At 65.5% G+C, this 25,181-nt stretch carries 17 protein-coding genes and 1 pseudogene; 9 read left to right on the forward strand and 9 right to left on the reverse strand.

Features of this window, described 5'->3' with window-relative positions; all coding sequences use genetic code 11:
• Window positions 1-211: 211 nt before the first annotated feature.
• The 3 genes and pseudogenes from BGO64_RS08240 to BGO64_RS08250 all read left to right on the forward strand — a co-directional run bounded on the left by BGO64_RS08240 (window position 212) and on the right by BGO64_RS08250 (window position 2,702).
• Window positions 212-484: a hypothetical protein gene (locus tag BGO64_RS08240; RefSeq protein ID WP_010673275.1), complete on the forward strand. Its 273-nt coding sequence runs from the start codon at window positions 212-214 to the stop codon at window positions 482-484.
• Window positions 485-585: 101 nt separating this feature from the next.
• The gene (locus BGO64_RS08245) at window positions 586-1,317 is read left to right on the forward strand and encodes an EAL domain-containing protein (RefSeq protein WP_286700448.1); all 732 of its coding nucleotides are present in this window, start codon (window positions 586-588) and stop codon (window positions 1,315-1,317) included.
• Window positions 1,318-1,399: 82 nt separating this feature from the next.
• Window positions 1,400-2,702: pseudogene (locus BGO64_RS08250) on the forward strand (endonuclease/exonuclease/phosphatase family protein).
• 56 nt (window positions 2,703-2,758) lie between these two features.
• Here BGO64_RS08250 and BGO64_RS08255 read toward each other — a convergent pair.
• From BGO64_RS08255 to dsrO, 3 genes are read right to left on the reverse strand one after another with little or no spacing between them, the layout of a single operon-like run.
• Window positions 2,759-5,866, reverse strand: a complete 3,108-nt coding sequence (locus tag BGO64_RS08255; RefSeq protein WP_286700449.1) for a tetrathionate reductase subunit A — start codon at window positions 5,864-5,866, stop codon at window positions 2,759-2,761.
• Window positions 5,866-6,972, reverse strand: a complete 1,107-nt coding sequence (nrfD, locus tag BGO64_RS08260; protein ID WP_286700450.1) for an NrfD/PsrC family molybdoenzyme membrane anchor subunit — start codon at window positions 6,970-6,972, stop codon at window positions 5,866-5,868. The genes BGO64_RS08255 and nrfD overlap by 1 nt, the downstream gene beginning before the upstream one ends.
• Window positions 6,962-7,750, reverse strand: a complete 789-nt coding sequence (dsrO, locus tag BGO64_RS08265) for a sulfate reduction electron transfer complex DsrMKJOP subunit DsrO (RefSeq protein WP_286700451.1) — start codon at window positions 7,748-7,750, stop codon at window positions 6,962-6,964. Before dsrO ends, nrfD begins: the two co-directional genes overlap by 11 nt.
• Before the next feature lie 259 nt (window positions 7,751-8,009).
• On the opposite strand from dsrO, the gene BGO64_RS08270 reads away from it, so the two are divergent.
• The 3 genes from BGO64_RS08270 to pepE all read left to right on the forward strand — a co-directional run bounded on the left by BGO64_RS08270 (window position 8,010) and on the right by pepE (window position 11,379).
• On the forward strand, window positions 8,010-9,917 hold the full coding sequence (locus BGO64_RS08270; RefSeq protein ID WP_286700540.1) for a sensor histidine kinase: 1,908 nt from the start codon (window positions 8,010-8,012) through the stop codon (window positions 9,915-9,917).
• A 1-nt stretch (window position 9,918) separates the two neighbouring features.
• Window positions 9,919-10,530 (forward strand): response regulator transcription factor, encoded by a 612-nt coding sequence (locus BGO64_RS08275; protein WP_286700452.1) that lies wholly within the window; start codon window positions 9,919-9,921, stop codon window positions 10,528-10,530.
• Window positions 10,531-10,650: 120 nt separating this feature from the next.
• Window positions 10,651-11,379 (forward strand): dipeptidase PepE, encoded by a 729-nt coding sequence (pepE, locus tag BGO64_RS08280; RefSeq protein ID WP_069651801.1) that lies wholly within the window; start codon window positions 10,651-10,653, stop codon window positions 11,377-11,379.
• A gap of 66 nt (window positions 11,380-11,445) precedes the next feature.
• Here the strand turns inward: pepE and BGO64_RS08285 are convergent, their stop codons facing one another.
• The 3 genes from BGO64_RS08285 to BGO64_RS08295 are packed head-to-tail and all read right to left on the reverse strand — an operon-like array spanning window position 11,446 to window position 14,519.
• On the reverse strand, window positions 11,446-12,984 hold the full coding sequence (locus BGO64_RS08285) for a DHA2 family efflux MFS transporter permease subunit (RefSeq protein ID WP_286700453.1): 1,539 nt from the start codon (window positions 12,982-12,984) through the stop codon (window positions 11,446-11,448).
• Window position 12,985: 1 nt separating this feature from the next.
• Window positions 12,986-14,053: an HlyD family secretion protein gene (locus BGO64_RS08290; protein WP_286700454.1), complete on the reverse strand. Its 1,068-nt coding sequence runs from the start codon at window positions 14,051-14,053 to the stop codon at window positions 12,986-12,988.
• A 37-nt stretch (window positions 14,054-14,090) separates the two neighbouring features.
• Window positions 14,091-14,519, reverse strand: a complete 429-nt coding sequence (locus BGO64_RS08295; RefSeq protein ID WP_010673264.1) for a MarR family winged helix-turn-helix transcriptional regulator — start codon at window positions 14,517-14,519, stop codon at window positions 14,091-14,093.
• Between the two features lie 122 nt (window positions 14,520-14,641).
• On the opposite strand from BGO64_RS08295, the gene fumC reads away from it, so the two are divergent.
• On the forward strand, window positions 14,642-16,033 hold the full coding sequence (gene fumC, locus BGO64_RS08300; protein WP_286700455.1) for a class II fumarate hydratase: 1,392 nt from the start codon (window positions 14,642-14,644) through the stop codon (window positions 16,031-16,033).
• A gap of 204 nt (window positions 16,034-16,237) precedes the next feature.
• Here fumC and BGO64_RS08305 read toward each other — a convergent pair whose 3' ends face one another.
• A complete protein-coding gene (locus BGO64_RS08305) occupies window positions 16,238-16,675 on the reverse strand; it encodes a VOC family protein (protein WP_010673262.1) in 438 nt (145 codons plus the stop codon).
• A gap of 398 nt (window positions 16,676-17,073) precedes the next feature.
• Between BGO64_RS08305 and putA the strand changes: the two genes are divergently transcribed.
• The gene (gene putA / locus BGO64_RS08310) at window positions 17,074-21,021 is read left to right on the forward strand and encodes a trifunctional transcriptional regulator/proline dehydrogenase/L-glutamate gamma-semialdehyde dehydrogenase (RefSeq protein WP_286700456.1); all 3,948 of its coding nucleotides are present in this window, start codon (window positions 17,074-17,076) and stop codon (window positions 21,019-21,021) included.
• Window positions 21,022-21,178: 157 nt separating this feature from the next.
• Here the strand turns inward: putA and alr are convergent, their stop codons facing one another.
• Both alr and dnaB read right to left on the reverse strand, forming a co-directional pair.
• Entirely contained in the window at window positions 21,179-22,252 is a 1,074-nt protein-coding gene (alr, locus tag BGO64_RS08315; protein ID WP_286700457.1) for an alanine racemase, read from the reverse strand.
• Between the two features lie 138 nt (window positions 22,253-22,390).
• Window positions 22,391-23,785: a replicative DNA helicase gene (gene dnaB / locus BGO64_RS08320; RefSeq protein ID WP_039040054.1), complete on the reverse strand. Its 1,395-nt coding sequence runs from the start codon at window positions 23,783-23,785 to the stop codon at window positions 22,391-22,393.
• 421 nt (window positions 23,786-24,206) lie between these two features.
• Between dnaB and BGO64_RS08325 the strand changes: the two genes are divergently transcribed.
• On the forward strand, window positions 24,207-25,061 hold the full coding sequence (locus tag BGO64_RS08325) for a Tim44 domain-containing protein (protein WP_010673257.1): 855 nt from the start codon (window positions 24,207-24,209) through the stop codon (window positions 25,059-25,061).
• Window positions 25,062-25,181 lie beyond the last annotated feature (120 nt).

Raw genomic sequence — 25,181 nt, forward strand, 5'->3', positions numbered from 1 at the left:
CCGAGCGGCCAAAGGGATCAGACTGTAAATCTGACGGCTCTGCCTTCGAAGGTTCGAATCCTTCTCCCTCCACCATCCTTCAGACAACCCGGCCTCGCGCCGGGTTTTCGCTTTTCTGGATAGAATCCACATGGCGCTGTCAGATCTGACAATTGCCCTCCCCGCACTTTTTAGAAACAGTGGAGCCTCATGTCGCAAGGAGTGCACACAGATGTTTGAAATCTGGGATGAAACGGGTCGCGAGCACGGGCTGACACTGCCCGAGCTGCAACTGCGGCTGCGGGATTACCAGGGAGACGTGATGGTGCGCTACCTCAACCGCCTCGGCCTGCCGAGCACCCTCTTCCTGACCATCCGTCAGGGATGCGCCTATCAGCGCTTCAAGGCGGGCTCCCCCATGCTCGACTGGTCCTGGCTTGCCCAGGCCATGCACGCAGCCCCCCTGGCTGGCGCCGCACCTGCACAGGGCCATGCCCTTCCCTGACCCCCTCCTTCCTGCCCACGCCCATTATCAGACTCTTCCTACAGCCTCCCTTTAGACCCTCCCTGTATGATGCGCAGCCATGTTCCCGTCAGGTGAGAGCCATGTTTGCGTTCAAAGAAGAGTATCCCGTGAGTGCCATGGTCAGCATGGCGGATATCGTCGTCCCCTTTTACCAGCCCATCATCGGCCAGGATCGTCAGGTCAAGGGGTATGAGGTGCTGGCCAGACGCTGGGATGCCGGCAGCCAGGGTTATCAGGGCATCGATTTTGCCGCCCTCGGCGAAAATGACGCTCTGCACCTGGATATCGTCATGCTCAGGGCCATCATGCGCGATCTGCCCGTGCTCGCCCAAAAAGGCCCCTATGCGCTCTCCATCAACCTCAATCCGGCGTTCTCCAGCCCCACCTACCGCAATCTGCTGTTGCTGGTGCTGCTCCAGGCCCGCAAGCTGGGGATCGCCATCTGGTTCGAGGTGCTGGAACACGTCAGGATCAAGCACCAGCACAGGGAGATGATCGAGGTGTTGCGAGCCCATGGCGCCCACATCGCCTGTGACGACTTCGGCTCCCTGGCATGCAACTTCCAGCGCCTGATGATGCTCCCCTACGAGATCGTGAAACTGGATCGTTCCCTGCTGCTCCAGGCTGTACGCAGCACCCATGCCCTCAACATGCTGACGGGGCTGGTGAAATACCTGCAACGACTCGGAATGGCCGTGGTGTGCGAGGGAGTGGAGACCCAGGCCCATATCGAGGTGGCGAACCGGCTGGGCTGTGACTACCAGCAGGGCTACGCCTACGCCATTCCCTCCCCTCTCTCCCGCTGGGCCTGAGCCGAGCGCTTGCGTGTCACGGGGGAAACCCGGGCACCGTTCCCATGAAATTCGGCAGGGTGCTGCCATTTTCCTGCCAAAGATGGCAGGCTGTCCCGGCCACACTGACGCCGAGGCCCGCCATGGTTCGCTTTGCCACCTTCAATCTCGCCTTCGATCGCACTGCACCCGGCATGCTGGGGGAAGAGCTCGCCCTGACCCGCACCGAGCAGGATGCCCTGCTGGCCCGCCTCGCCGACGGAACCTTGAGCGGCGCCGAGAAGACCAAGGCCCTCGACGTGCAGCAGATCCGCAACATCGCCGAAATCATCCAGCGCACCCAGCCGGACGTGTTGCTGCTAAGCGAATTCGACAATGACGGCAAGGGCAGCGACACCACGGACCTCAAAGCCTTCAACGACAACTACCTGGCCCATGCCCAGCACGACGAGGTGACCGCCATCAGCTATCCGGTGCTGCAGAACTTCGCCACCAACACCGGCCTGATGAGTGGTCATGACCTCAACCTGGATGGCCGAGTGAGCAGGCCGGACGACGCCTGGGGCTTTGGCAGCTATCACGGCCAGTACGCCTTCGCCGTGATGTCCCGGTATCCCATCGATACCAGGCAGATCCGCACCTTCCAGACATTCAAGTGGAAGGAGATGCCGGGCGAAGCGAACCCCGTCATCGACGACTGCCACAACCCCAGGGCACCGATCCCGAGCGGCCGCCAGTGTGGCGATGCCTGGTATGACGACGCCGCCTGGCAGGCGCTCCCCCTCTCCTCAAAGAACCACGCCGACGTACCGGTGCGCATCAGGCAGGGAGACAGGGAGGAGGTGCTCCACTTCCTTATCTCCCACCCGACCCCGCCCATCTTCGGCAACGCGGCGCGCCACAACGTCAAACGCAACCGTGCGGAGATAGCCTTCTGGCAGGACTATGTGGCAGGGGCTGGCTACATGGTGGATGACGCCGGCAAGGCCGGTGGCTTGGCCGAGGGCGCCAGGTTCGTCATCGCCGGTGATCTCAACGCCGATCCCCAGATTGGCGATGGGGATCTCACCGCCATTCAGGCGCTGCACAACCATGTGCTGGTCAACCAGGCCGTCACCAACGGCGCCCTGATCCCGGTCAGCCAGGGCGGCCCCGAGTGCCTCGCCAGCCAGCCGGATCAGTGCAAGCGCAACAACAACCGCCCCACCCCGGAGCGCATCACCAGCAGCAGCGGCCTGCAGCTCGACCACGTGCTGCCCTCCGCCAACCTGAACGCGGTCGCCTCCGGCGTGTTCTGGCCGGCCAGCTTCGAGCCGGGCTACCACCTGGTGTATGACCCCAAGCTCGGCATCGCCAAGGGCGTCAGTTCGGATCACCGCCTGGTGTGGGTCGACGTCACACTGTGACAGTGACGCAGAGCAGACAAGCAACGGGGCCCGCAGGCCCCGTTTTCATTGGTTTGTCATACCAGCTTCTCCACCCGGGCCGGCAGCCCCTGGCGGGCCGACGAGCCGATGGCCCAGTCCACCAGGGGGTAGCGGCCATGGCGGCTGGGATCCAATACCGCCAGATCGTTGAGGTTGACCCCGGCTCCGCGCAGCGGATTGGCGACCACTTTCTGGCCGTCTATCCAGTGCTCCCGCGCCCCCAGCTCCTTGTGGCCGAAGCCGTGCTCGATGGCGATGGCATCGGCCTGCACCCCGGCCACGCACTCGGCCACCCCGATCACGCTGCCATCCGGTGTGCTGACCCGCACCCTGTCCCCGCTCTCGATCCCCAGCTGCGCCGCCGTCTGTTCATTGAGCCGCACCCGGTTGCTGGGGTTCACCTGGCGCAGACGATCCGAGCCGATGCTCATGGAGCTCATGGTGTGGGACTTGTAGCTGGTAAGCAGCAGCGGCCACTGGGCCGGCTTGAACGCCTCATTGAGCGGCGTGCCGTCCGCCAGCTGGGGGCGGAAGAAGCGCGGGGTACCGCTCAAGTATTGCCCGCTCTGGCTGTGACGGCGGCTGCCCACCTCGGGGTTCCATACCATCAACGGCTTGGGCCAGCGCTTGCTCGGCTGACCCGCTTCGTCGCGCCCCTTGGCCGCCGGCTCGAAGCGCCCGCCGCGGGCGAAGAGATAGGCGGCGCGGCCCGCCTCCTCCGTACTCAGGGTGGCGTTCAACACCGGCAGGATCCGTTCCACCCCGGACCAGGCAAGATCCTCAGGCCCGATAGGAGGCACCGGCTCGCCGAGATAGGCGACGTTGGCCGCACCGTAGAGGGAGAAGTCCGCCGCCTTATGCAGGGCATGCAGCTTGCCATCTGCCCCTTTGAGCGCCCCCTCGCCAAAGCCCGGCAGCCCCAGCCGTTTGGCCACCGCGATAAAGAAGGACTCCATGCAGACCGGGTCTCCCTCGGCGGTCTTGGCGACACGGGGCTCCACGATGGGCCAGCGGCCGGTGGAGACCTTGGTCAGCACCCCGTGCCAGGCGGTGGCCCAACCCCAGGACTCGTATGTGAGGGTATCCGGCACCAGGTAGTCCGACAGCGCCGACGACTCGTTGATGAAGCTGTCGATGCTGACCACAAGGGGCAGCACGACAGGATCCTTGAGCTCTTCGCCGATGGCCTTGCTGAGCCCGGCCTGACCGTAGAGGGGGTTGCCCATGTGATTGATCCAGGCCTTGAGCCGGTAGGGGTAACCGTTCACCGCCGCGGTCAGGTGTTCGCCGAGCAAGGGGCCGGAGATGGGGAACCAGGGCTCTTGCGCCGGATAGGGGTTCTGACCCGCCTCGCGCTTGCGCCGATACTCAGAGGTCTTCTCGTAAGGGAACTTGGATCGCGACAGGAAGACCCCGGCGGGCTTGACCATGCCGGGGAAGCTCGCCAGATCGTAGCGCGGCCCCGCCCCGAAGGGATCGAACTTGCCGCCACTCGCCACGGCGCCGCCCCGGGCGTTGAGGTTCCCAATCATGACGTTGAGCATCATGATGGCCCAGGCCGAGTAGAAGCCATTGGCGCTCATGGTACCGCCGTGGGAGACCACTGCCGCGCGGGTACCGTGGCTGGTGAACTCCCGCGCCAGCGCCTCGATATCGCTCACCGGCACGGCGCACTCTGCGCTGTATTGCGCGAGGGAGTGTTCCCGGCACGCCTCGGCCAGCAGCTGGAAGCTGCTCTTGACCATGAACTCCCCCTTGGGGCCCTGAATGGGGCGATCCACCCAGAGGCTGGCCCGCTCACACTGACCGGCAGGTCTCGGCTCGCCGCTGCTCGCCTCCTCTACCAGCATGGCGTCCCCCTCCCCATAGGCTTCCCCCTCAAAGGGCAAGCCAAGATCGCTGGCCCGCAGCATCTGACCGAAGCGCGGGTGGGACTCGTCGCAGAGCACCAGGTGGCTGGCGTTGCAAAAACCGCGATAACCGGCCCGCTCGGCGGCCTCGGCATTGGGGGCAGCCAGGAAGGGCTCGGCGTAGCGTTGGTTGTCGATGATCCAGCGCAGCATGGCCAGGGCCAGCGCCGAGTCGGTGGCAGGGCGGATGGGCAGCCAGCGGTTGGCGGGGGCGGACGGCATGTTCACCGTGTTGGGCAGGCTGGGGGCCACCACCACGTAGGAGAACGGCTTGCCCGGTCGCGCCCGGTTCGCCGCCAGCTGGCGGGACTGGCGCTTGAAGGGGTTGCCCGATTGCTGGGGCGAGGTGCCCATGAACAGCAGGAAGTCACTCTCGTCCCAGTCCGGTTTGAGGTGGGCGTTCTTCTCCAGATCGTCCAGCAGGGCGCCGGCCCCGACCCGGAACGACAGGCCGCAGTAAGCGCCGTGGTTGGCGAAGTTGCGGGTGCCGAAGCTGTTGAAGGTGAAGCGCTTGATGAAGTGATCTCGCCCCTCGTCCGAGGCGTTGCTCACCAGCAGCTGGTTGGCCTTGGGGCCGTACTCCGGGTTGGCCGGGTCGAGCGGCTCGGCGAGGTTGCGAATGGCCCGCAGCCCCTCAACCTGGCCCTCGCCAAACAGATCGCCCCCCTCCACCACCTCGGCCACCAGCTGCTCGAAGGGGATGCTCTGCCAGCGGCCGCTGCCACGGGGCCCCACCCGCTTGAGACAGCGGGTGACCCGCTGCGGGCTGTCGAGCTGCTCCAGCATGGCGTTGCCCCGCGCGCAGGCGGTGGAGCGCCCGTCCAGCCCCCCTTCCTGGTAGCCACTGGTTGCGAGCAGCGCCTGCTTGACCGGGGTCTTGAAGTCGATGTGATGGCGGGCGGAGAGGGGATGATAGGGGTTGCCGAGGATCCGCACTATCTGGTCGCGCTCGTTGTCGATGCGGGCCCGCACTCCGCACAGGGTCCAGCAGCCGAGGCACATGGTATTGGCAACCCGCTGGGCCGGGTTGGGGTGCAACTCCCCCCGCTCGTCAACCCGGTACTCCACGGCCAGCGAGTTGCCATGGATGGGATCCCGGGTCGGCTGGCCCGAGCTGCCGGTGGTGAGGCCGCTCGCCACCTGCTTGAGGGTGTCGCTGTAACCGGCGACGAACAATCCGGTACCGCCGGCGATGGCGGCGCCCTTGAGAAATTTGCGTTTGCTGTGATCCATCAGAGTGCCTCGCGTGCAAAAGAAGTGGGTGCCTTGATGGCGGGGGAAACAGAGGGGCGCACCAGCTCCGAAAGGGCCACCAGCAGGGCCAGCAGCAGACCGAAGGTGCCGAGAATGCCGAGCACACCGGCCGGGCCCCAGGCAATTTCATAGAGATAGACGCCGGCCCCGTATTTGGGGGCGAGCTGCCCCTGGATCAGCACCAGCCAGCGCAGGCCCCACACCAGGTGCAGCCCCAGCAGCGCCAACCCCCAGAGTGCCAGGCGAGCAGAGATCCTTCGCCGCAGCAGCATCAGCAGGCTGGCCAGCCCCAGGGTCAGCAGCAGCCAGTGGGCCGCCAGCCGCCAGCTCGGGTCGAGCCGATAGAGGGCTGCGGCCTCTGCCGCCGAGGCGCCGCCCAACAGGGCCCAGCCCAGCAGGGAGAGCGCCAGCAGGCCTAACGTCCAACCACTCTGGCGCAGCAGGGTCGACTCGGTCTGGGCACCCCAGCCCGCCAGCAGGCGGTTGAGCAGCAGCAGGGCACTCTGGGCCCCCAGCACGGCGCTCAGGGTCAGCAGCCAGGGCAACCAGGGGGTATGCCAGAGCGGGCGCGCCGCCACCGCCATGGTCTCAAGCCCGGTGTAGAGGGCGATGCTGAGCCCGCTCAGGGCCGCCAGCAGGGAGAGGGGCCGCAGCCAGACGTGCCCCGACCAGCTTCCCAGGCAGAGCAGCTTGGCAAGGCGGGCTATCTTGTCCCCTTCTGCACCGCGCCGGGCCAGGGCTGGTCTTAGCAGCAGCCAGCCGAGCAGCATGGAGAGCAGGCTGAACAGCGGCAGCAGATAGGCGCCATACCACATGACGGAGCCAAAGCGCGTCTGGGCGTAGAAGTGCCAGGCCCGGGCCGGCTGATGCAAGTCTGCCGTCAGGGCGATGGGGGCCACCAGACCGGCCGCCACCATCAGCACCGCCGCCAGGGTCTGCAGCCGCGGATCCGGCGCCTTGCGCCACAGCTCAAACGCGCCGAGCCAGAGGGCCCCGTAGGCGAGGCCGATGAGAAAGAAATATTGCACCGCCCAGGGCAGCCAGGTGATGGGCTGAGCCGGGGCCAGCAGTTCGTTAATGACCATGGGCTATCTCCTTGCCATCGTCGGTGAGCAGGGTGCGCAGGGCCGGGTTGCCGTCGACCTTGCTGACGAAGGCCTCGTCCATGCCGAGATAAAAGACCCGTGGCTGGGTATTGGCCTCGGGCTTGAGCACCTTGAGGGCCGACTCGTGTTCGCGCAGCAAGCGGCTTATCCGGCTCTTGGGGTCGTTCAAATCGCCTATGATGCGCGCCTCGCCGACACAGCTCTCGACGCAGGCGGGCAAGAGCCCCGCCTCCAGCCGATGGGCGCAGAAGGTGCACTTGTCGGCGGTGTTGGTCTCGTGGTTGATGAAGCGGGCGTCATAGGGGCAGGCCTGCACGCAGTAGCCGCAGCCGACGCACCAGTCGTTGTTGACCACGACGATGCCGTCATCGCGCTGGAAGGTGGCGCCGGTGGGGCAGACATCGAGGCAGGCGGGTTCGGCACAGTGGTTGCACAGCCTCGGCAGCATCAAGAGGGAGGCGGGAGCCTTGAGGGCGGCCACGTCGCTCACCTCGTACTGGCTCACCGTGGTGCGAAACTGGCCGAGGGGGGGCTGGTTTTCGATGGTGCAGGCCACGGTGCAGGCCTGACAGCCGACGCAGCGGCGCAGGTCGATCAGCATGCCGTAACGCTTGCGCCCGTCCCCCCGGCTGATGGCCGCCCGCCCGTTGCGGGGAGCGGGAACGGACTGCGCCTGAGCCTGGGTGACGGGGATCAGGGCCGCCCCTGCGGTGAGGGCGGCGATCCCGGATAACAATCGGCGCTTGCTGGGCTCCATGGCATCTTTCCTTCTGCTGAGCTGGCTTGAAAGGGGTTGGGCCGATTGTCCTCAACGCAGGAAGTCGCCTCTATTGTGGTTTTCCACATACCGGGAGCCGGGTTGATCCAGCGCAATAAAAAATGCCCCAGCCCTGCTGAACTGTGACCGGGGCGGCGTTTGCCGCCCCTCCCGGCCCCCGTTCGCATGCAAGCGCACGTCCCGGTGATAGACTGCCCCTTTGCATAGAGAGGAGATCCCCCTGCACGCCCCAGTCCCCTTGCCCCTGCTCAGCCTGCTGCTCTGGCTCGCCCTGTCAGCACTGCCGCTGCGGGTGCAGGCCGCCCCGACCCCCTCTTCGCCAGCGCCGGCCCGACAGGAATCCGCACCATCCCAGGCCACGCCGGTGCAGGCCTTGGCCGAGCCGATACGCATCGGCGTGCTGGCAACCCGCGGCCCTGCCCTGGCCAGAGCCCAGTGGCAACCGCTGCTGCGCTGGCTGGCACAGCGCGTGCACGGCCATCGCTTCGTGCTGCATCCGCTGGGGCTCGATGAACTGGCCGAGGCCGTCGCCCGCGAGCACCTCGATTTCGTCATCACCAACCCGGGCCAGTCGGTGAGTCTGGCGCGCCAGTATCCGCTGGCCTGGCTCGCCACCCTCAAGAGCCCGGCCGGGGGAGACAACCTCGCCATCGGCGCCGCCCTGGTGGTGCCTGCCCAGGCCCCCTACCGACACTGGCGTGACCTAGAGGGGCAAGCGGTCGCAGCCGTTTCGGAGAACGCCTTCGGCGGCTACCTCGCCTATCGCTTCGAGGCGGGCGAACAGGGGGTCAGGCTGGAGCGCTTCTTCTCCACCGTGCAGTTCACCGGCTTTCCGCTGGACCGGCTCATCGAGCGGCTGGCGGCAGGGGAGGTGGCCGCCGCCATCGTGCCGGTGTGCCAGCTGGAGCGCATGGAGCGGGAGGGCAAGGTCGCCAGGGGGGCGTTTCGGGTGCTGGACGATCAGGCGCCGGCCGACTTTGGTTGCCAGAGCTCGACCCGGCTCTACCCCAACTGGTCCTTCGCCAAGACAGAGCGGGCCTCCCCCGCGCTGGCGCTGGCGGTGACCCGCGCGCTGTACGATCTGCCCGCTGATAGCGAGGCGGCCATCGCCGCCGATTCGGCGGGCTGGACCGTGCCCACCAGCGAGCTCGCCATCGACCGCCTGCTCAAGGCGCTGGATCGTCACCCGCTGCAGGGCCCCTGGTGGCAATCGGCCTGGCACTGGCTGCGCCAGCATCAACAGTGGGGCTGGGGTGCCCTGGTGCTGGTACTGCTGCTGGGGGGCCACCACCTGCTGCTGCAATACCTGTTCAACCGCAGCCAGCGCCGGCTGCTCAAAGCCCGCCACCAGCTCGAGCAGAAGGGACGCCAGCTGGCACAGGCCAGACGGCTCGCCGAACTGGGCGAGCTGGGCGCCAACGTGGCCCACGAGATCAATCAGCCCCTCAGCGCCATCGCCAACTACAGCCAGGGGGCCTTGTTGCGACTGGACAAACTAGCACAGGATCCGGCCCAGGCTGCCGCCCAGGCCTCCCTGCGTCAGGCCCTGGAGCAGATAGGGCGCCAGGTCCAGCGCATCACCCAGACCGTCAACCGGCTCAGGGCCAGGCTGCAGAAGCGCCCTCCCCGCTTCGCGCCTTGCGACCTGCCCAGCCTGGTGGCGGAGCTGTGCCCCCTGCTGGAGCAGATGCTGGCGCCGCTCGACGTCGCCTTCACCCTGCACTGGCGAGGCCAGCCGCGCCGGCTCCCTCTGGACGGCACCGGGATGGAGCAGTTGCTGGTCAACCTCATCAAGAATGGCGCCGAGAGTGCGGCGCAGAGGGCTCGCCTTCCTACGCCAGCAGCGGCACAGGAGCCTGCCCGGGTTGAGCTGCTGATCGCCTTCGAGGCGCAGAGATTGTTGCTGGAGATCCGTGACAACGGTGCCGGCCTGAGGGTCCCCACGACCGAACTTCAGCAGGCGTTTTACAGCGACAAGCCCGATGGCATGGGGCTGGGGCTCGCCATCTGCCGGGAGGTGGTCGAGAGCCATCGCGGCCAGTTCAGCCTGGAGAACCTGAGCCCCCACGGCTGCCTGGCCCGGGTCATCCTGCCCGTGCCGCCACCCGAAACCCTCCCTTCATCCACCGACATGCCAAGGAACTGAGATGCCGACCCCTGCCCGCCCCCCGCTCTATCTGGTCGATGACGACGAGGCCGTGCTCGACTCCCTGCGCTTCATGCTGGAGAGCTGCGACGAGCGGCAGCTGTTCAGCTTTTCCGATGGCGAGCGCTTTCTGGCAGAGGTCGATCTGCACCAGCCCGCCTGCCTCATCCTCGACTGCCGCATGCCGGGGCTCTCTGGCCCCGAGGTGCAGCAGCGGCTGAAGGCGGCCCAGAGCCCCATCGCCATCCTGTTTCTCACCGGCCACGGCGAGGTGCCCCTGGCGGTGGAGTCCCTCAAGCTGGGGGCGGTGGATTTCTTGCAAAAGCCGGTGCAGCTGGCCCCCCTGCTCGCCGCTATCGAGCGGGCCGAGCAGGCGACGCTGAGCGCGGCCACCCGCCTCGCCCAGCTGGCCGCCTTTGAGCGCCTCACCCCGCGCGAACGCCAGTTGTTGCAGCTCATCGCCCGGGGCCACAAGAACCAGCAGATAGCGTGGGATCTCTGCATTTCGGTGCGCACCGTCGAGGTGTGCCGCGCCAGCCTGATGAAACGCCTGGCGGTGAACTCCCTCGCCGAGATGCTGCTGCGCTACGCGCAGGTGAACGAACACCCCTGAGTGGCCTGCAACCGTACAAAACGGGCAGGGATCACACATTTGGCGCTTCGATGGCGGTAGAGTGCCCTCTTCTCTTCACCAGGATCGCTCGGGTCCTGCGCCTTGTTTCGAGGACACATCATGGAACTGCTTCTGCTCAGCAACGGTAAAACCACAGAACACCCCGGCCTGCTCGGCTGGGCCCGCGACCGGGTGCAAACCCTGCTCGCTCGCAACCAGGTCAAGCGCATCCTGCTCATCCCCTACGCGGTGATCCGCAGCGACTGGGATGCCCGTGCCCGGGAGCTCACCGAGAGTCTGGGGGTGGACGCCATCAGCATCCATCACTTCGACGATCCGGTGGATGCCATCAACCGGGCCGACGCCATCTTCATCAGCGGCGGCAATACCTGGCTCCTGAACCAGCGGCTGCACGAGTATGGTCTGGTGGTCCCCATCCAGCGTGCGGTGCGCGAGCGGGGCGTGCCCTATGTGGGCTGGAGCGCCGGCTGCAACGTGGCCACCCCCAGCATCCGCACCACCAACGACATGCCGGTGTGCAGCGCCGTGGTGCTGCCTGCGCTGGGGCTCTTCCCCGTGCAGATCAACCCTCACTATCTGGACGCCAGCATCAGCGGCCACATGGGGGAGACCCGGGACGAGCGTCTGGCCGAGTTCTGCGCCATCAACCCGAGCGAATCCGTGGTGGCCCTGCGCGAGGCGAGCCTGTTGCAGATCGGCGGCAATCACATCGAGTACTGGAGTGCCCGGGGCGAGACCTTCAAGATCTTCAAGCACGGCGAACCCGTCCGGGAATACGGGGACGCTGCGCCTCTGGCAGCGCTCACCCCCTTCACGCCGGCACGCTGATCCTGCCAAACGACAGAGGGATGGCCTGCGCCATCCCTCTTTCTTTGTTGCTCGCCCCTTCGTGATTCATTCCAGAATGGCCATCTCCTCCCGAGAGCCGCTGCGCCCGGGAGCCCTCAGCAACACCACCAGCGGCACGGCGCACAGGCTGACCCACATCATCAGGCGAAAATCCTGCAGGTAGGCGAGCAGGCTGGCCTGCCGGGTCACCTCGCCGTTGATCATGGCCAGCCCCTTCGGCGTCATCAGCTCCGCCATGCCCCCGCCCTGATGCAGGTTGACATTGAACGGGGTGATGTAGGCGGCGAACGCCTCGTGGTTCATCTGGGATCGCTGGGCCAGATAGGTGATCACCACCGAGATGCCGATGCTGCTGCCGATGTTGCGCACCAGGCTGAACAGCGCCGTCCCCTCGTTGCGATAGCGCGGCGCCAGGGTCGCAAAGGTGATGGTGGAGAGGGGCACGAAGATGAAGCCGAGCCCCAGCCCCTGGATGATGCCGGTGCGCACTATGTCCCAGCTGCCGATGTCCGTGTTGAACAGGGTCATCTCCCACATGGAGAAGCTGGTGAGCAGCAGCCCTGACAGGATGAGGTAACGGGCGTCCACCCGGTCCGACAGCCTGCCCACCAGCATCATGGCAACCATGGTGCCCACCCCGCGCGGGGCGAGCAGGTAACCCACGTCGATCACCGGGTAACCCATCAGCCCCTGCATGAAGGGAGGCAGCAGCGTCATGGTCGCCAGCAAGATGATGCCGACGATGAAGATGAAGAGCAGACCGACGCTGAAGTTGCGATCCCGGAACAGGGCCGGTTCTATGTAAGGATGCGGGTGGGTGAAGATATGCACCACGAAGAGGTAGCACGCCATCACCATCAGGGCGGTCTCGATGACGATCTCCCGGCTGGCGAACCAGTTCTGGGACTCTCCCCTGTCCAGCGCCATCTGCAACGCCCCGATGCCGAGACTCAGCAGGGCGAACCCCAGCAGATCGAAGCGGCGGCTGGCATCGATCTTCGTCTCCTCGATGAAGGCGGCAAGTCCGAACCAGGCCAGCAGGCCGAACGGCAGGTTGATGTAGAAGACCCAGCGCCAGTTGTAGTACTCGGTGAGCCAGCCCCCCAGCGACGGCCCCAGAATGGGGCCCACCATGACCCCTATCCCCCAGAGCGCCATGGCAGAGCCGTGCTTCTCAGGCGGATAGGTGTCCAGCAGCACCGCCTGTGAGAGGGGCACCAGGCTGGCACCGAAGATCCCCTGAAGCAGGCGGAACAGCACTATCTGCTCCAGGCTCTGGGCCGCGCCGCACAGCATGGAGGCAACGGTAAAGCCCGCCACCGACCACATGAACAGCCTTTTGCGGCCAATTCTTGCCGAGATGAAACCGGTCAGCGGCATGAAGATGGCGGCCGCCACTATGTAGGAGGTGAGCACCCAGGAGATCTGATCCTGGGTCGCCCCCATGGCTCCCTGCATGTGGGGGAGGGCGACGTTGGCGATGGTGGTGTCCAGCGCCTGCATGATGGTCGCCACCATCACCGACAGGGTGATGAAGGTGCGACGGGAAGCCTGGTCTGCCTGCCCTGTGGCTGCGCTCGTCATATCAACCTCGACCTGACAGGCCAGGCAGGGTGCGCTGATGGCCGGTGTCTATCTCGGCGGTGGCACTCAGACCCGCCCTCAGGGTGGGCAGATCCGCTCCCGAATCCAGCTTGATCCGCACTGCCACCCGCTGGGCGATCTTGACCCAGTTGCCGGTGGCGTTCTGGGCCGGGATCACCGAAAACTCGGAGCCTGTGGCCGGGCTCAGGCTCTCCACCACCCCGGTCCAGCGCGCATCGGGGTAGGTATCCACACTGATGTCCACCTTCTGGCCAGGTTGCACATGGGTCAGCTCCGTCTCGGTGAAGTTCGCCTCCACCCAGGGGTTGTCGGTCTCCACCAGCATCATGGCGGTCATGCCCACCAGATTGTACTGGCCGGGCTTGGGCAACTGGCTGGCGATGCCGTTGGCGGGGGCATAGATGGTGGTGCGAGCCAGATCCAGCCTGGCCTTGGCCAACTCGGCCGCGGCCTCCTGATAGGCGGGCTGCTGCTCCACCGGCAGGTTCACGTCCCCGCTGAGGGAGGCTTCAATCTTCTTGAGCCCCTCCTCCAGCGCCACCTGCTGCTGGGCGGTCTGTATGGTGAGCTGGCGGGCATCGTCGTAATTGGCGGTGGAGGTGAAGTGCCTGGTCACCAGATCCGCCTGGCGATGCTCCTCCTTCAGGGCATAGGCATGGCGGGTGCGGGCCACGGCGATCTCCGCCTGCTGGCCGCGATAACTGGTCTGCAGCGCCACCAGATCGGTGCGCACCTTGGCAAGTTCCGCCTCGGCCTTGGCCACGGCGACCCGGAAGGACTCCTGATCCAGCTCGAACAGCGGCTGGCCGGCCCGGACCTGCTGGTTTTCCTCGACGAACACCTTGGCCACCCGGCCCAGCACCTCGGTGCTGATGGGGACCTTGTCCGCCTTCACATAGGCGTTGTCCGTCTCCACATAGCGCCCACCCTGCAGGTAGATAACGCCCGCCCCGATCAGGGCCAGTGCCGGCACCACCACCAGCAACAGCAGGCGGGTGCGGCGCCGGTTGGCGGCGGGACGGGAGGAAGAGGGGGAATCAGTGGTCATGATATGGCTCCACGTTGGTTGGCATCACAGGAAAGCATCAGAGGTGGCCGAGGTTGGCACGCAGGATCTTGAGGGAGCGGCACAGCGCCTCGGTCGCCTCCTCCCCCAGCTCGCCGATGGCCCTCTGATGCACCAGATCGGACGCCTGTTTGATCATCGCCAGATAGGGGGTGGCCCCTTCGGTCAGATGGAGCTGATAGGCACGCCTGTCATGGGGGTCGCTGCGCCGCTCCACCAGGCCGCTCTCCGCCAGCTGATCGAGCTGACGGGCCAGGGTGATGGGCTGGATGTCGAGCCGCTCCGCCAGATCCACCTGGCGGATCCCTTCGCTGCGTGCAATGTGCACCAGAGCTCTGGCCTGGGCCAGGGTGAGGCAGCTTCCCTCCAGCTGCTGCTGGAACTGGCGGCGCATCAGGCGCTGGACGTCGCCGATGAGAAAGCCAAGGGTGTCCGGTTGTTTGTTCATGATATGCAACCTATATAGTAAGCTTTACTTATTATATGCAAAGCGTATCCATGTGCAAGCTGGCCCCGGCCGCCGTTTGGGTTCATGCTGGGTGCCACCACCTCAACGGCAGGAGACACGTCATGGATATCAGGATGGAGCGGGACAGCCTGGGGGAGATAGCCGTCCCGGCGGACAGGCTCTGGGGGGCCCAGACCCAGCGCTCCCTGCATCACTTCAACATCTCGGGGGAGCGCCAGCCCATGGAGATCATCCATGCCCTGGCCTGCATCAAGTCCGCCTGCGCCCGGGTCAACCACGCCCTGGGGCTACTCCCCGCCCGCAAGGCCCAGGCCATCATGGCCGCCGCCGACGAAATCCTGCGCGGCCTGCACGACGCCGAGTTTCCCCTGATGGTGTGGCAGACCGGCTCCGGCACCCAAACCAACATGAACCTCAACGAGGTGCTGGCAAACCGGGCCAGCGAACTGCTCGGCGGCCCCCGGGGGGAAGCGCGGCTGGTGCATCCCAACGACGAGGTAAACAAGAGCCAGTCCAGCAACGATGTCTTCCCGAGCGCCATGAACCTGGCGGCGGTCACCGCCATCACGCAGCGGTTGCTGCCGGCCCTCGCTGCCCTGAAGCAGACCCTGGCAGGCAAGGCCGCCGCCTTCGACCACATCGTCAAGATTGGCCGCACCCATTTGCAGGATGCCACTCCCCTCACCCTGGGCCAGGAGATCTCCGGCTGGGTCGCCCAGCTTGAACAGGGGGAGCGCCATCTACGGGCCGCCCTGCCCCATTTGTGCGAGCTGGCGCTCGGCGGCACCGCCGTGGGCACCGGCCTCAACTGCCCTCCCGGCTTTGCCGAGGCGGTGGCCAGAACCCTGGCCGAGCAGACCGGCCTGCCGCTCATCAGCGCCCCCAACAAGTTCGAGGCCCTGGCGGCGAGTGACGCCCAGGTTCACGCCCACGGTGCCCTCAAGACGCTGGCAGCCTCCCTCATGAAGATCGCCAACGACGTGCGCTGGCTGGCGAGCGGCCCCCGCTGCGGGCTGGGGGAGCTGCTCATCCCCGAGAACGAGCCCGGATCCTCCATCATGCCCGGCAAGGTCAACCCGACCCAGAGCGAGGCGCTCACCATGCTCTGCGCCCAGGTGATGGGCAACGATGTGGCCATCAACATCGGCGGCGCCAGCGGCAACTTCGAGCTCAACGTGTTCAGGCCGATGATCGCCTACAACGTCCTGCAGAGCGTGCGGCTGCTGGCGGACGGCATGCAGAGCTTCCACGACCATTGCGCCGTCGGCATCACCCCGAACCAGGCCAGGATCGACGATCTGCTCTCCCGCTCCCTGATGCTGGTGACGGCCCTCAACCCCCATATCGGCTATGACAAAGCGGCCGACATCGCCAAACGGGCGCACCATCAGGGGCTGAGTCTGCGGGAGGCGGCCATTGCCTCGGGCCACCTCAGCGCGGAGCAGTTCGATGCCTGGGTGATCCCCGCTGACATGGTGGGTCGCACGCCATAACGCAGTTCAGCTGCGCGATAATCCGAGCCCGGGTGATCCCCGTCGGCAGAGTGGGTCGCACGCCATAAAGCAGCTCAACGCACTGCACGGCAATCCCATGCCCGGGGCATACCAGCGCAGGTGGCAGGCGCAGCAAATAGGGACAGTGATGGGCAATAAAGATGAAAAGGGCGCCATGGCGCCCTTTTCATTGCAGATCTGCCGTCAGGTCTTGCTCTGGCAGTTGAACATCCAGTGGGTGCCGAACTTGTCCACCAGGGATCCGAAATAGTCACCCCAGAACATCTCCGCCAGCGGCATCTCCACCTGACCTCCCTCAGCCAGGGCTGCGAACAGGCGATCGGTCTCGCCCCGGCTGTCCGGCTCCAGGTTGAGGTAGCTGTTGTTGCCCTGCACCAGGGTGAACCCCATGCTGGCCGGAGCATCCGTGCCCATCAGCACGTGACCCCCAAGGATGGGCAGGGCCACATGCATCACCAGCTCCCCGTCTTCCTCCGACAAAGGGGGCTGGCCCGGGCAACCCGGGGACTCCTTGAACCTGTGGATGGGGCCGCTGAAGTCACCGCCGAACACTTCGCGATAGAAGAGGAAGGCAGCCTCCGTCTCCCGGGCAAAATTGAGATAGGTACTGACACGCGCCATGGGTTTCTCCTTGTCACCGATAGCTGGCCCCTGTGGCCAGCTAACAGCATAGAAGAGCACGGGGCTCTGTCAGGTGGCGCTCCGCCCCCTTCTGCGCACGGGGGAGCCGCGCTCACAGCCCAGGCTCGGTCGAACACGCAAAAGCGCAACCCGATTCGCAGTGGGTTGCACCTCATATAGGCATTCATAAGATGCATTGCCAACCCATTAATAATGCTGTGAAAAGCGGACAAGCGGCGGGCTTGAAAGGAGCCTGATGGAGACCGGATTCATGGAAGAATTCAACAATGTAACCAATACATTAAAATTTCTTGCTTGAAGGTTGCACCTGGTTGCACCATCATCGGCGAAATTTAACCGTCCGGTAATATTGTTACCTTCTAGACACAGGAAGTCCCATGGCCACTACCACCCTCGGCGTCAAACTCGATGAAGCGACCCGCGACCGCCTCAAACAGGCTGCGCAGACCCTGGATCGCACTCCCCACTGGCTGATCAAGCAAGCCATCTTCACCTATCTGGAGCAACTGGATCGCGGTCTGACCCCGCCCGAGCACTCCGGGCTGGCTGCCGCCGCCGGGGAAGAGGCCGTCGAGACCCTGACCGAGCAGGGCATCCAGGTCTTCCTCGAGTTTGCCGAGAGCATTCTGCCCCAGTCCGTGCTGCGGGCCGCCATCACGGGGGCTTATCGCCGCCCCGAGACCGAAGCCGTCCCCATGCTGCTGGAGCAGGCCCGTCTGCCCAAGGAGAAGGCTGACGCGACCCAGAAGCTGGCCATGGGCATCGCCGAGAAGCTGCGCAACCAGAAGAGCGCCAGCGGCCGTCAGGGCCTGGTCCAGGGGCTGCTTCAGGAGTTCTCCCTCTCCTCCCAGGAAGGGGTGGCCCTGATGTGCCTGGCGGAGGCGCTCCTGCGCATCCCCGACAAGGCGACCCGGGATGCCCTCATCCGCGACAAGATAAGCGGCGGCAACTGGAGCCAGCACCTGGGTCAGAGCACCTCATTGTTCGTCAATGCGGCCTCCTGGGGTCTGCTCATCACCGGCAAGCTGGTGGCCACCCACAACGAGGCGGGCATGAACAGCTCCCTCAAGGGACTCATCGGCAAGGGGGGTGAGCCGCTCATCCGCAAGGGCGTCGACATGGCGATGCGCCTGATGGGTGAACAGTTCGTCACCGGCGAGACCATCGCCGAGGCGCTGGCGAACGCAGGCGGCATGGAGAGCAAGGGGTTCCGCTACTCCTACGACATGCTGGGGGAAGCGGCCCTGACCGAGGAGGACGCCAAACGCTATCTGGCCTCCTACGAGCAGGCCATCCACGCCATCGGCAAGGCCTCCCACGGTCGCGGCATCTACGAGGGGCCGGGTATCTCCATCAAACTCTCCGCCCTGCATCCGCGCTACAGCCGCGCCCAGTACGATCGCGTCATGGAGGAGCTCTACCCCACCTTGCTGGGCCTGACCCAGCTCGCCAGGCAGTATGACATCGGCATCAACATCGACGCCGAGGAGGCCGATCGCCTGGAGATCTCCCTCGATCTGCTGGAGAAGCTCTGCTTCGATCCGTCCCTCGCCGACTGGAACGGCATCGGTTTCGTCATCCAGGCCTACCAGAAGCGCTGCCCCTATGTGATCGACTACGTCATCGATCTCGCCAAGCGCAGCCGTCACCGCCTGATGATCCGTCTGGTGAAGGGCGCCTACTGGGACAGCGAGATCAAGCGCGCCCAGCAGGAAGGGCTGGAAGGCTACCCGGTCTATACCCGCAAGCCCTACACGGACGTCTCCTACCTCGCCTGCGCCCGCAAGCTGCTGGCGGTGCCCGAGGCCATCTATCCCCAGTTCGCCACCCACAACGCCCATTCGTTGTCGGCGATTTACCAGCTCGCCGGTCAGAACTACTACCCGGGCCAGTACGAGTTCCAGTGCCTGCACGGCATGGGTGAACCCCTGTACGAACAGGTGGTCGGCAAGGTGGCCGACGGCAAGCTGGGTCGCCCCTGCCGCATCTATGCACCGGTAGGCAGCCACGAGACCCTGCTCGCCTACCTGGTGCGCCGCCTGCTGGAGAACGGGGCCAACACCTCCTTCGTCAACCGCATCGCGGACAACAACATCTCCCTCTCGGATCTGGTGCAGGATCCGGTGCAGCAGATCGAGCAGATGGCCGCCCGTGAAGGGACCCTGGGTCTGCCCCATCCGCGCATCCCCCTGCCCCGGGATCTCTACGGCGAGGCGCGCCCGAACTCCGCAGGTCTGGATCTCGCGAACGAGCACCGCCTGGGGTCACTCTCCGCCGCCCTGCTCGCCAGCACCAACACCGCCTATCAGGCCGTGCCCATGCTGGGTTGCGACACCGAGGCGCCGACCCAGTTCCAGCCCGTGCTCAACCCGGCGGATCACCGCGATGTCGTCGGTCAGGTGAGCGAAGCCACGGTAGCGCTGGTGGACAAGGCGCTCGCCTGCTCCCTCACGAGCGGCCAGATCTGGCAGTCCACCCCGCCAGCCGAGCGGGCCGCCGTGCTGGACAGGGCCGCCGATCTGATGGAATCCGAACTGCAACCCCTGATGGGCCTGCTGGTTCGCGAATCCGGCAAGACCTTCGCCAACGCCATCGCCGAGGTGCGCGAGGCGGTGGACTTCCTGCGCTACTACGCCGTCCAGGCGCGCAACCACTTCGCTAACGACACCCACAGGCCGCTCGGCCCCGTGGTCTGCATCAGCCCCTGGAACTTCCCCCTGGCCATCTTCAGCGGCCAGGTGTGCGCGGCCCTGGCCGCCGGCAATACGGTGCTGGCCAAGCCTGCCGAGCAGACCCCCCTCATCGCGGCACAAGCGGTGCGCATCCTGCTGGAAGCGGGGGTTCCCGCCGGTGCGGTGCAGCTGCTGCCGGGCCGTGGTGAGACCGTGGGTGCGGCGCTCATCGCGGACGAACGGGTGCGCGGCGTCATGTTCACCGGCTCCACCGAGGTGGCGGGCATCATCTCCCGTAACCTGGCCGGTCGCCTCGACGCCCAGGGTCGCACCATTCCCCTCATCGCCGAGACCGGCGGCCAGAACGCCATGATCGTCGACTCTTCTGCCTTGACCGAACAGGTGGTGATGGATGTCATCTCCTCGGCGTTCGACAGCGCCGGTCAGCGCTGCTCCGCCCTGCGAGTGCTGTGCGTGCAGGATGACGTGGCGGATCGGGTGATCCGGATGCTCAAGGGCGCCATGGCCGAGTACAAGGTCGGCAGCCCCGAGCACCTCTCCACCGACATCGGCCCCGTCATCGACGCCGAGGCCAAGACCAACATCGAACGCCACATCAAGGCCATGGGCGACAAGGGGCGCAAGGTGCACCAGATCGCTCGCACCCAGGGGGATGCCTGCAGCCGCGGCACCTTCGTGCTGCCGACCCTGATCGAGCTCGACAGCCTGGACGAACTAGGACGCGAAGTGTTCGGCCCGGTGCTGCACCTGGTCCGCTACCCGCGCACCCGGCTCGGGGAGTTGCTCGAGCAGATCAACGCCAGCGGCTACGGCCTGACCCTGGGTGTTCATACCCGCATCGACGAGACCATCGCCCAGGTGGTGAATGTGGCCAAGGTGGGCAACCTCTACGTCAACCGCAACATCGTGGGCGCCGTGGTCGGGGTGCAACCCTTCGGTGGGGAAGGGCTTTCCGGCACCGGTCCCAAGGCCGGCGGCCCGCTCTACATGTATCGCCTGCTCGGCGCCCGTCCCCAGGAGGCGGTGGCCAACCAGCTGCACCAGGAGTCCGGTGCCCTGCATGCCGAGGCGAAAGCCCCCCTCGTGGCCCTGCGCGACTGGGCGAGCAAGCAGGATCCGGCCCTCGCCGCCCTGTGCGATCACTACGCTGCGCTCTCCCAGAGCGGCCGTACCCAGTTGCTGACCGGCCCCACCGGCGAGCGCAACAGCTACAGCCTGCTGCCACGGGAACGGGTGCTCTGCCTTGCCCAGGAGAAGGCCGACCTGCTGGCCCAGCTGGCCGCCTGTCTGGCGGTCGGCAGCCAGGTGCTGCTGCCGGACGATGCCCAGACACGCTCCCTGCTCTCTTCCCTGCCGACCGAAGTGCGGGATCCCATCGCGCTGGTGGCGGACTGGGCCACGGGGGAGACGGACTTCGATGCCCTGCTGCACCACGGCGACTCGGATCAGTTGCGGGAGGTGAGCAAGCTCGCCGCCGCGCGCCAGGCAGCCCGTAACGGCGCCATCATCGGTGTGCACGGCCTGCATCGCGGCGAGACCGACATCCCGCTGGAGCGCCTGCTCATCGAGCACGCCCTCTCGGTCAACACCGCCGCCGCCGGTGGCAACGCCAGCCTGATGACCATAGGCTAAGCGCCGCATAGTGACGGAGACTCAAGCCCCGCCGATGCGGGGCTTGTTCTTTCGTCTCTGGGAGACGCCCATGAAAAAGGCCGCCCTTGTCGGGGCGGCCTTTTTATTCTCCCCTCTCCCCTCGCGGGAGAAGGGTTGGGGATGAGGGGCGACTCGCCTACACGTACTCCATGAAGACGCGGGAGGTGAGCTTGGTGATGAGCTCGTAGGGGATGGTACCGATCTGGTCGGCCACCCGCTCTACCGGTAGCCCTTCACCCCACAGCACCGCCTCGTCGCCGGCCTTGTCGGTGGCGCCGGGGCCGAGATCCACCGTAGTCATGTCCATGGAGACCCGCCCCACCAGCGGCACGATGCGGCCGTTGACCAGCACCGGCGTGCCGTTGGGGGCCATGCGCGGATAACCGTCGCCATAACCGATGGCAATCACCCCAAGCCGGGTATCGCGATCCGACACCCAGTTGGCCCCATAGCCCACCGGCTCGCCCGCCTTGTGATCCCGCACTGCAATCAGTTGTGTCTTGAGGGTCATCACCGGCTGGAGGTCGTAATCGGCCGCCACCGTATTGGGGAAAGGGGAGACGCCGTAGAGGATGACGCCGGGGCGGATCCAGTCGCAGTGGGAATCCGGCCAGGCCAGGATGCCCGCCGAGTTGGCCATGGCCCGCTCGCCCAAAAGCGACGCGGTCAACTTGCTGAACAAGTCGATTTGCTCGCGGGTAGTGGGCTGCTCCAGCTCATCTGAGCGGCTGAAGTGAGTCATGATGTTGAACGGTTGAACCACGTTCTTGCACTTGCCGAGGCGCTCGATAAAGGCGGGCATCTCGTCGGCCCGCACGCCGAGGCGGTGCATGCCGGTGTCGAGTTTGAGCCAGGCCACCACGGGGACAGGCAGATCCGCCTGCTCCAGCGCTTCGAGCTGCTCCCAAGTGTGCACCGCGGTCTGCAGGTTGTTGGCCGCCAACACTGGCAGGTCGGCCGCGCTGAAGAAGCCTTCCAGCAGTACGATGGGCTTGACCACGGCGCAGGAGCGCAGCATCAGCGCCTCTTCGATGCGGGCCACCGCGTAGGCGTCCGCATCCACCAAGGTGCGGGCGACCGGCAGCAGCCCATGGCCATAGGCGTTGGCCTTGACCACGGCAATGATCTTGCATTGGGGGGCGTGGCGTTTGACCACAGCGAGGTTGTGGCGCAGGGCCGCTGTATTGATCTGGGCGATAGCCGCTTTCATCTGTTTTCCCTTACGAGGGCATGATAATCAGGCACCGGGTGGTGTCAGCCCTCAAATCTCATCGTCTAAGGCCGGACCGACAGAATTGTCGAACCGGGAAAACTGTTTATGGATGCCGGGAGCAGGCTCCCGGCTTACTTAGTAGTCATCATCAAACGCCGGGCCCGCGTAGTTGTCAAAGCGCGAGAACTGACCCTGGAAGGTGAGCCGCACTCGTCCTATGGGGCCGTTACGCTGCTTGCCGATGATGATCTCGGCGATCCCCTTGTCGGGGCTGTCGTCGTGATAGACCTCGTCGCGGTAGATGAACATGATCAAGTCCGCATCCTGCTCGATGGAGCCGGATTCCCGCAGATCCGAGTTGACCGGGCGCTTGTCGGCACGCTGTTCCAGGCTTCGGTTCAGCTGGGAGAGCGCCACCACGGGGCACTGCAACTCTTTCGCCAGCGCCTTGAGGGAGCGGGAGATTTCACCGATTTCCAGAGTTCGGTTGTCAGACAGCGCCGGTACCCGCATCAGTTGCAGGTAGTCCACCATGATCATGCTGATGCCGCCGTTGTCCCGCGCCACCCGGCGGGCACGGGAGCGCACTTCGGTCGGGGTGAGGCCGGAGGAGTCGTCGATGTACATCTTCCCCTTCTCCAGCAGCAGCCCCATGGTGGAGGAGAGCCGCGCCCAATCCTCGTCGTCGAGCTGGCCGGTCCGCACCTTGGTCTGGTCGATGCGCCCCACGGAGGCGAGCATACGCATGATGATCTGCTCGGAGGGCATCTCGAGGGAGAAGATCAGCACCGGCTTGTCGGCGGTGAGGGCCGCGTGCTCGCACAGGTTCATGGCAAAGGTGGTCTTGCCCATGGAGGGACGGGCGGCGACGATGACCAGATCCGAACGCTGCAGGCCGGCGGTCATCTTGTCCAGATCGTTGTAGCCGGACGACACGCCGGTCACCCCGTTGTGGGGGGTCTTGAACAGCTCTTCAATCTTGTCGACGGTCTGCTCGAGGATGAGCTTCAGGGGCTGGGGGCCCTCGTTGGCGCTGGTGCGCTGCTCGGCGATCTGGAATACCTTGCTCTCGGCCAGGTCCAGCAGATCGTTGGAGGTACGCCCCTGGGGCTCGTAGCCCGCTTCGACTATCTCGTTGGCGACCGAGATCATCTCCCGCACCACCGCCCGCTCACGCACGATCTCGGCGTAGGCACTGATGTTGGCGGCACTCGGGGTGTTCTTGGCGATCTCCACCAGATAGGCGAAGCCACCGGCCTCTTCCAGTTGCTCGGAGCGCTCGAGCTCCTCCTGCAGAGTGATAAGGTCGATGGGGTTGCCCGCATTGGAGAGGCGGGTCATGGCCTGGAAGATCAGGCGGTGCGGACGGCTGTAGAAATCCTTGTCGATCACCCGTTCGGCGACCCGATCCCAGGCCTCGTTGTCCAGCATCAGGCCGCCCAGTACGGACTGTTCGGCCTCAAAAGAGTGGGGAGGTACTTTCAGCTGTTGTGTCTTGGCGTCTTTTTTCGCCGTCACTTGCTCTGCCATACACATAAAAACCGCAGCGGGAAGGGGACGGGAATTTTACAAAAGAAACCCCGCCATCGCGAGTGCTAATACGTCCCGTCATCGCATCCGGCGACAAGACGGGACCCTGGCCTCGTCAGCGTCATCCACTTCTGCGCCGCAGACCTGCCTCACAGTACGAGAAAGGGCCAGACCAGGGTCTGATCGTTCGTTCTTGCTCTTTGCTTGTTGCGCAACCTGCGCACCGAGCGACTCGGCCGTCTGTGTCTCATGGGCGCCTCCCCTGTCGGACGACTCAATCTGTTCATGAATAATTCATGCCATCCGTGATAATCATACCCGCAAGCTGCAACACAAAAAGGGACTGGCAGCCTGCCATGCGCCTCGCTGAGCTTGCACAAGCAGAGCATGCCCCCACCTACATGAGAGTGAAAGAGTCAAAATGAAAAAGATGCTGACCCTGTTTGCCCTGATCCTGGCCATTGGCCTTGGGGCACCCATCGCCGAGGCCAAGAAACTTGGTGGCGGCAAATCCTTTGGCAAGAGCTACAAGACGGCCCCGGCCCAACCTGCGGCCAAGCCGGTCGACACCAAGAACCCGACCGTGGGCGCCCAGGCACCCAAGAAAGGCGGCATGATGGGCGGCCTGCTGGGTGGTCTGCTGGCCGGCGGCCTGTTCGCCTACCTGCTGGGCAGCGGCGCCTTCGAAGGTCTGCAAGGGATGGACTTCCTGCTGATCGCCCTGCTGGCACTGGGCGGTGTCTTCCTGTTCCGAGCCCTGCGCAGGAACAAGGCGGCAGCGGCCCAGCCACAGACGGCCTATGCGGGCTATCAACCGCCCCAGAGCGCGGCCCCCCAGCAGTTCGAGCAAAGCCACAGCGCCCCGCAGGCCACCGGTTTTGCCGACAGCGACGTGCCCTTCCGTCTGCCCCCGGGCTTTGACATGAACGGCTTCCTGGCCGGTGCCCGCGATCACTACCGCACCCTGCAAGAGGCCTGGAACAAGAACGACCTGGAGAAGATCCGCGAGTACGTGAGCCCCGAGCTGTTCGAGCACCTCAAGGCCGAACGCGCCGAGCTCTCCGGTGAGCAGCACACCGAGGTGATGTACGTGGACACCCAGCTGGTCCGTGCCGACTACGGCAGCGACTGGGCCCAGGTGAGCGTGCGCTTCAGCGGCCGCTACATGGACCGTCAGGAGCAGGTCGAGGAGGACATCAAGGAGGTGTGGCACCTCGAGCGTGATCTCGCCAAGGACAATGCCCCCTGGCATATCGTCGGCATCGAGCAGCTCTAAGGCTCAACCGACCCATTTCATCAAGGCGACCTCAGGGTCGCCTTTTTATTGCCATCGGATCGTGTCATGCCCTATTTCGGGGCAGCTTCCCGTGGCCGGATATATTTCCCGAAAGACACA

This window comes from Aeromonas sp. 62-46 (assembly GCF_001898585.1).
Lineage (GTDB): Bacteria > Pseudomonadota > Gammaproteobacteria > Enterobacterales > Aeromonadaceae > Aeromonas > Aeromonas caviae.

What these genes read in the sequence shown, in the direction of transcription:
- BGO64_RS08240 (WP_010673275.1), top strand. Translation starts at nt 212, where the DNA reads ATGTTTGAAATCTGGGATGAAACGGGTCGCGAGCACGGGCTGACACTG.
- BGO64_RS08245 (WP_286700448.1), top strand. Translation starts at nt 586, where the DNA reads ATGTTTGCGTTCAAAGAAGAGTATCCCGTGAGTGCCATGGTCAGCATG.
- BGO64_RS08255 (WP_286700449.1), bottom strand. Translation starts at nt 5,866, where the DNA reads ATGGATCACAGCAAACGCAAATTTCTCAAGGGCGCCGCCATCGCCGGC.
- nrfD (WP_286700450.1), bottom strand. Translation starts at nt 6,972, where the DNA reads ATGGTCATTAACGAACTGCTGGCCCCGGCTCAGCCCATCACCTGGCTG.
- dsrO (WP_286700451.1), bottom strand. Translation starts at nt 7,750, where the DNA reads ATGGAGCCCAGCAAGCGCCGATTGTTATCCGGGATCGCCGCCCTCACC.
- BGO64_RS08275 (WP_286700452.1), top strand. Translation starts at nt 9,919, where the DNA reads ATGCCGACCCCTGCCCGCCCCCCGCTCTATCTGGTCGATGACGACGAG.
- pepE (WP_069651801.1), top strand. Translation starts at nt 10,651, where the DNA reads ATGGAACTGCTTCTGCTCAGCAACGGTAAAACCACAGAACACCCCGGC.
- BGO64_RS08285 (WP_286700453.1), bottom strand. Translation starts at nt 12,984, where the DNA reads ATGACGAGCGCAGCCACAGGGCAGGCAGACCAGGCTTCCCGTCGCACC.
- BGO64_RS08290 (WP_286700454.1), bottom strand. Translation starts at nt 14,053, where the DNA reads ATGACCACTGATTCCCCCTCTTCCTCCCGTCCCGCCGCCAACCGGCGC.
- BGO64_RS08295 (WP_010673264.1), bottom strand. Translation starts at nt 14,519, where the DNA reads ATGAACAAACAACCGGACACCCTTGGCTTTCTCATCGGCGACGTCCAG.
- fumC (WP_286700455.1), top strand. Translation starts at nt 14,642, where the DNA reads ATGGATATCAGGATGGAGCGGGACAGCCTGGGGGAGATAGCCGTCCCG.
- BGO64_RS08305 (WP_010673262.1), bottom strand. Translation starts at nt 16,675, where the DNA reads ATGGCGCGTGTCAGTACCTATCTCAATTTTGCCCGGGAGACGGAGGCT.
- putA (WP_286700456.1), top strand. Translation starts at nt 17,074, where the DNA reads ATGGCCACTACCACCCTCGGCGTCAAACTCGATGAAGCGACCCGCGAC.
- alr (WP_286700457.1), bottom strand. Translation starts at nt 22,252, where the DNA reads ATGAAAGCGGCTATCGCCCAGATCAATACAGCGGCCCTGCGCCACAAC.
- dnaB (WP_039040054.1), bottom strand. Translation starts at nt 23,785, where the DNA reads ATGGCAGAGCAAGTGACGGCGAAAAAAGACGCCAAGACACAACAGCTG.
- BGO64_RS08325 (WP_010673257.1), top strand. Translation starts at nt 24,207, where the DNA reads ATGAAAAAGATGCTGACCCTGTTTGCCCTGATCCTGGCCATTGGCCTT.